At 75.2% G+C, this 6115-nt stretch carries 6 protein-coding genes; 1 reads left to right on the top strand and 5 read right to left on the bottom strand.

Features of this window, described 5'->3' with window-relative positions:
• Positions 1-4: 4 nt before the first annotated feature.
• The 5 genes from AOK00_RS33570 to AOK00_RS33550 form a co-directional block, all read right to left on the bottom strand.
• Positions 5-256, bottom strand: a complete 252-nt coding sequence (locus tag AOK00_RS33570; protein ID WP_030319319.1) for a hypothetical protein — start codon at positions 254-256, stop codon at positions 5-7.
• A 62-nt stretch (positions 257-318) separates the two neighbouring features.
• Positions 319-795, bottom strand: a complete 477-nt coding sequence (locus tag AOK00_RS33565) for an NUDIX domain-containing protein (protein ID WP_055603923.1) — start codon at positions 793-795, stop codon at positions 319-321.
• A gap of 82 nt (positions 796-877) precedes the next feature.
• Positions 878-2113: an FAD-dependent oxidoreductase gene (locus AOK00_RS33560; RefSeq protein WP_055603922.1), complete on the bottom strand. Its 1236-nt coding sequence runs from the start codon at positions 2111-2113 to the stop codon at positions 878-880.
• Between the two features lie 40 nt (positions 2114-2153).
• Positions 2154-3581, bottom strand: a complete 1428-nt coding sequence (locus AOK00_RS33555; RefSeq protein ID WP_055603921.1) for an FAD-dependent oxidoreductase — start codon at positions 3579-3581, stop codon at positions 2154-2156.
• Complete coding sequence (locus AOK00_RS33550) at positions 3578-5083, bottom strand: FGGY family carbohydrate kinase (RefSeq protein WP_055603920.1); 1506 nt, start codon at positions 5081-5083, stop codon at positions 3578-3580. The genes AOK00_RS33555 and AOK00_RS33550 overlap by 4 nt, the downstream gene beginning before the upstream one ends.
• 303 nt (positions 5084-5386) lie before the next feature.
• Here AOK00_RS33550 and AOK00_RS33545 point away from each other — a divergent pair.
• The coding region (locus AOK00_RS33545) for a hypothetical protein (RefSeq protein ID WP_055603919.1) at positions 5387-6115 on the top strand (729 nt) is incomplete at its 3' end.

The raw sequence follows: 6115 nt of genomic DNA, 5'->3' as shown, positions 1-6115 counted from the left end.
CTCCTCACCCCGCCCTTCCCCAGACCGTCGCGGGGGAGGTGCGGAGGGACGAGACGAGCCGCAGCAGCCGCGCCTCGTTCCCCACGAGGCCCGCGGCGCGGAGCGCCTCGTCCGCCTCGGCCATCGGATGGGTGAGCATCACCCCGGCGTACGGGGCGAGCTGTGGATCGGTCAGCACGGCCTGGGTGGATTCGAGCAACCGCAGGTACGCCTGGGCGGCCGCGCGCTCGCTCGCGGTGATCGTGGTCGTGGTCATGTCGGGCTCCCTCTCGACAGTTCGGCGCTCACCACCCTCTCGTACGGGTCTGACAATCGCCCTCAGCCCCGCCCGTCGAGCCGCTCCACCAGCCGCTCCAGGAAGACCCGCTGACCCTCCACGAGCAGCGGCGCGGCCGCGTCCGGGGCGAACCAGCCCACCCGGTCGATCTCAGGGAACTCCCCCTGGACGCCGGAGCGCGGCGGCCATTCCATGGTGAAGGTGCCCGGCACGATCGCGGCCGCGTCGAGTGTTCCCTCGACGGCCCAGATGGTGACGAGCTTTCCGTTGCGCTGCCGGGACTCGCCGAGGTCCAGCCACTCGCCCTCGGGCGCCGGAAGCCCCAGCTCCTCCAGGAACTCGCGGCCCGCCGCCGCCTCCGGGGCCTCGTCCGGCTCGTACTCCCCCTTGGGGATCGACCAGGCCGACTGCTCGCGGGACGCCCAGAAGGGCCCGCCCATATGACCGATGAGTACCTCGACGCCGCCGTCCGTCGTACGGCGGAAGACGAGAAGACCCGCACTGCGTTTGTCAGACATGCGGGCCAGTCTGGCCGAAGGGCCCCCGTCGTCGCACCCACGCACACGGGTCTCCGCAGCCAAGCACACCCGCCCGCGCGCGTCACTCCTCGGCGCCGACCACCACCGGACCGCCCCCGGGATCCACCCCGTCCGCCCACCGCGCCGGCAACCGCACCGACCGCCAGGGGAGGAGCGAGCCGCTCAGCCGCATCCGCCGCAGCGGGACACCGTCCTGGGTGACGGTCAGGACCGGTCGGACGAGCCCGCGCTCCGGCCGTACGAGCAGGGGCGCGGCCACCGGGCCGAGCAGACCGGGTGTCACCCACCGCAGCGGCCCGACCGGTCCCGTCGGTACGCCCGGCGGAACTCCCACCGGCACCGCACCCTCCGGCCAGGGCTCTCCTTCGAGCAGGTCGGTCACGGCCGCCGCCACCGCGCGCCCCTCGGCGGCGGCCACCACCGCCGGCTCCACGCCGCGCAGGAGGTTGCCGACCGCGAAGACCCCGGGTGCGGTGGTGCGGAAGGCGCCGTCCGTCGCGGGACCCCGTGTGCCGGGCGCGAGCGGCAGCCCGCGGGCGCGGGCGAGTTCGTGGTCCGGGATCCAGTCGCCGGTGAAGACCACGGTGTCGCACCGCAGGGTGTGCCGCGTCGTACCGGCCACCCCGCCCCGTACCGAGACCCCGGTCAGCCGCCCGCGGCCGAGAAGCTCCGACACGACCGCGCCGGTGAGCACCGGGACGGCCCCGAACGCCGCCCTTCCCGCCGGGTGTTCGCAGACGACGGCCACCACCTCGACCCCGGCGGCGCGCAGCGTTCGCACGGCGCCGCGGGCCACGGGATCGCCACCGACGACCACCGCCCGCCGCCCGACGAGCTCCGGCCCCGCCCCGAACCGAAGGACCAGCCGCTGGAGCTCGCCCGTGGTCAGGACCCCGGCGGGCCGCGACCCCGGGACGAGCCGTGCGCTGCGGGGGCGTTCGCGGGCCCCGGTGGCCAGGACGACCGCGCGGGCCCGGATGCGTTCGAGCCCGGTCGGCGCGGTGACGTCGAGCGTGAGCGGCCCCGCCCAGCCGGTGGCGGACACGCCCGTACGGACGGTGGCCCCGGCGCGCAGCGCCGCGCGCACCGAGCGGCGTGCGTATCCCGGACCGTCCAGGGGGCGGCCCCGGGCGTCCGCGCCGAATCCCGCACGGGCGCAGTGCCGGGGGACCCCGCCGGCGGCCTGCTCCCGCTCAAGGACCTCGACGCGCCCCGCACCCGACGCCGCGAGGCGCGCGGCCGCGGCGAGACCGGCGGGTCCGGCGCCCACCACGAGCACGTCGACCGTGCGGTTCACCGGACCCCTCCTCGTACGCGTACGACCACGCCCGCACGGTTCACCGGTTCCCCTCCCGGTGCTCCGCGTGCTCCTCGAACAACGCCCGCACCTCGGCACCGCAGTGGTTCCCCTGGCAGCGGCCACCACGCGCGCGTGTGCGGCGGCGCAGCCCGTCGAGGCCGCCCGGCGGGATCGTCGACGTGAGCGCGGCCCGGATCTCGCCCCGGGTGACCCGCTCGCAGTGGCAGACGATCGCACCGAAGTCCGGGTCCCGGGCGATGAGCCGGGCGTCCCGGTACGGGCGGGGGAAGGCCTCGCCGAGGTTCGGCATCCGGAGCCCGGCGAGGGGCCGCTCGGGCCCGAGGCCGAGCCCGCAGTCGGCGAGCAGCCCGCGGACGTGCTCGGCGACGGCCAGGGAGGCGGTGAGCCCGGTGGACCGGATCCCGCCCACCGTCACGTACCGGAGACCCGGGTGCGCGGCGATCCGGTAGTCCTCCTGCCCGGTGGCGGCCCGCAGCCCGGCGTAGACGGCGGTGACCTCCTCGTCGAGCAGCGCCGGGAGGATCCGGCCGCCCTGCTCGCGGAGTCCGGCGAGTCCCTCCGCCGTCGTGCCGGTGGCGGTCTTGTCGTCCAGGTCCTCGGCGGTGGGCCCGAGCATGACGTTCCCGTACACCGTCGGCGCGATCAGCACGCCCTTGCCGAGCGGGCCCGGCACGGGGAGCAGGATGTGCCGCACCAGGTCGCGCGCGAACTTGTCGAATACGAGCAGCTGCCCACGGCGCGGGGTGACGGTGAAGTCCTCGCGGCCGACGAGCGCGTCGAAGGCGTCGGCGTGGAGCCCGCAGGCGTTGACGAGGTGCCGGGTCCGCAGCACCCCGCGCCGGGTGACGAGTCGGTGGTACGGATCTCCCGTGCGGACCTTCTCCACCCGGCAGTCGAGGTGCAGGTCGACGCCCGAGCGGACGGCCTGGGTGGCGTACGCGAGGGTGGTCGTCCACGGGCAGACGACCGACTCGCCCGGCACTTCGAGCGCGGCGAGGGCACCGGGGTCCAAGTGCGGTTCACGTGACCGGAGTTCGGAGGCGGTGAGCAGCCGGGTGGTGCGGTGCCCGTTGCGCTCGGCCTTCTCCGCGAGGCGGGGCAGGGCGGCCCGCTGCTCCTCGTCCCAGGCGACGAGCAGGGCGCCGATCGGTTCCACGGGGATGCCGGTCTCCTGGGCGTACGCGCAGAGGAGGCGGTATCCCTCGCGGACGAGTCTCGCCTCCAGTGTGCCCGGCAGAGCGTCGAAACCGGTGTGCAGGATGGCGGTGTTGGCCTTCGACGTGCCGTCGCCGACGTCGTTCGCGGCCTCCACGAGGGCGACCCGCAGGGGGTGGCGGGCCAGTGTCCGGGCGATCGCGGAGCCGACGACCCCCGCGCCGACGACCACGACGTCGTACGTCGCGTCGGAGCCGGCGGGGAGGGGACCGGTACGGGTGACGCTCATGAGGAGCCGGAGCCGGAGCCGGAGCCGGGGCCTGAGCGCTCGCGCGGCGGGGCCCCGGAGCCGGGCCCCGCCCGGTCGACCAGCGCCGCCACCTCGCGCCGGAACCGCGCGAGGCGCTCGCCCGCCTCGTCGCCCGAGATCCGGGGTTCGTACACGGCCGCGGGCTTCCACTCCGGGACGGCCTCGCGGAGCGTGAGCGCCGGGTCGTGGCCGAGCCGGGCCACCGCACCGACACCGAGCGCCGTCGCGTCGGGCAACGACGAGACCTCAACGGGCAGTTGGAGGAGGTCCGCCTGCGTCTGCATGAGCAGCGCGGACCGGGTGAGGCCGCCGTCCGCGCGCAGCGAGGTCAGCGGTGCGCCCCGGTCGGAGGCGACGGCCGAGGCGAGTTCCACGACCTGCGCGGCGATGCCCTCGCACAGGGCGCGGACCAGGTGGCCCGGCGTGGTGTCCAGGCCGAGCCCGGTGAGCGAGCCGCGCACGTCGCCCCGCCACCAGGGTGCGGCGAGCCCCGCGAGCGCGGGCACGAAGGTGACGCCGCCGGTGTCCGGGGCCCCTCCGCCGACCGGGTCGATCTCGGCCGCCCCGCCGATGACGCCGAGGTCGGTGAGCCACCGCACGGCGGAGGCGACGGTGTACACCTGGCCGTCCAGACAGTGGGCGACCTGTCCGCCGAGCCGCCAGGCGACACAGCTGACCAGACCCGAGGCCGCGCGCCGGGGTGCGGGGCCGGTCTGTGCGAGGAGGAAGGCGCCGGTGCCGTAGGTGCACTTGGCGGCGGCCGGGTCGTCGGCGCTCTGGGTGAGCAGCGCCGCCTGCTGGTCGACCAGCAGACCGGTGAGGGGCAGTGCCGGGCCGAAGGCGGTGGTGGTGCCGACCGGCGCGTCGCAGTCCACGACCCGGGGGAGGCGTTCGCCGCCGAGGCCGTACAGGTCGAGGGCGGTCTCCGACCAGGCGACGGTGTCGAGGTCGAGCAGTCCGGTCCGTCCGGCGGTCGCCGCGTCGGTGACGAAGGCGCCGGTCAGCCGGTGGACGAGCCAGGCGTCGCTGGTGGTCACGACGCCGGCGCCGGTGGCGTGGCGGCGGATCCAGGCCATCTTGGGAGCGGCGAAGTAGGGGTCGAGGGGGAGGCCGGTCAGATGCCTCAACTCTGCAGCGTGAGCGTCGAGTTCGGCGCAGACGGAGGCCGCTCGGCGGTCCTGCCAGACCAGGGCGTCGGTGAGCGGCTCGCCGGTGGCGGGGTCCCAGGCGAGGACGGTCTCGCCCTGATTGGCGAGACCCACGGCGACGGCCGGCGTGCCGGCCTCGGCGAGCGCCGCGCGGCCCGCGGTGACCACGGAGTCGTACAGCTCACGCGGGTCGACCTCGACCAGACCGCCCGGCAGGTACCGGGGCCGTACGGGAGCCGTACCGCTGCCGATGACTCCGCGCTCGGGGCAGAGGACCAGGGCCTTGGTGCCCGAGGTGCCCTGGTCGACGGCGAGTACCGGGCCGCCCGTCATCACGCTGCTCCTGTCCTTGGACGTTCGGTGATCATCCGATCACCGAAAAGGGTCAGGGTGCCGTCGTCGCGGCGCTCCGTCAAGCCTCGCCGGGTGATCACGTCAGGTCTGTCCGTCATACCTGACGGTAAGTCAAATTCAGTCGTTGGCTTGATAATTACTGTCACGAAAGAAAGTGGACCGGTCGGATCCAGAGCCCTCTATAGTGATCGCCGATCAACGGCCGGGACGCCCGCCGGGGGACTGACCACCCCCTCCCATCCACCGAGGACCCATGTCATCCACACCGCGCACCACCCCCTGATGGCCGGACACGGCTTCAGACCCGTCTACCACCCCGCGGGCCACGACCACGCCCTGCGCAACGCCGTCCAGGACTTACGCACCGGACGCTGGGTGGCGATGGCGAGGCTCCTCGACGAGACCACGGGCTGGGACGGCTGGACCCGCCGCACCCAGGTCCTCGCCGCCGTCGCCGCGGGCACCGACGTCGTCCACATGTGGCGGACCGAGCAGCCCGGGAGCCTCGCCGCCACCGTGATGCACAGCCGCGTGACCGTCGAGCGGGCCGTACGCGCGCACCGCGCGGGCCACGCCCGCACCCGGGAGCTGTGGCAGGAGGCCTGGACCGCGTGCCGGGAGGCCGCCGGCCTGGCCCCCGACGATCCGGTGCCCTGGGTCGGCCTGATCGCCCTCGCCGCCCTCGACGGCCGCCAGCGCATGGAGGAGCACCGGCTGTCCCCGCCGGCCCCCATGCTGCCGCCCGGTCCCTGGGGCCTGCTCGCCGAGGCGGAGAAGCGCGACCCGCACAACCGCGAGGCGCACCACCGCATGCTCCAGTTCGTGTACGCCCGACGCCCGGGACCGCTCTCCGAGGCCGTCAACTACGCGCACTGGGCAGCCTCTTCGGCACCCGTCGGCTCCGCCCTGCACGTCCTCCCGCTGTACGTGCGCGTCGAGCGCTACCGGCGCGAGCGCGGCCACGAGCGGGCCCTCGACCTCCACTGGGTCGCCGAGGACGCCGTCCGCGAG

Origin of the sequence: Streptomyces aureus, from assembly GCF_001418135.1 — a bacterium.
GTDB classification, from domain to species: domain Bacteria; phylum Actinomycetota; class Actinomycetes; order Streptomycetales; family Streptomycetaceae; genus Streptomyces; species Streptomyces aureus_A.
The sequence above is the reverse complement of the archived record's forward strand: the minus strand, read 5'-3'. Positions and strand labels throughout refer to the sequence as shown.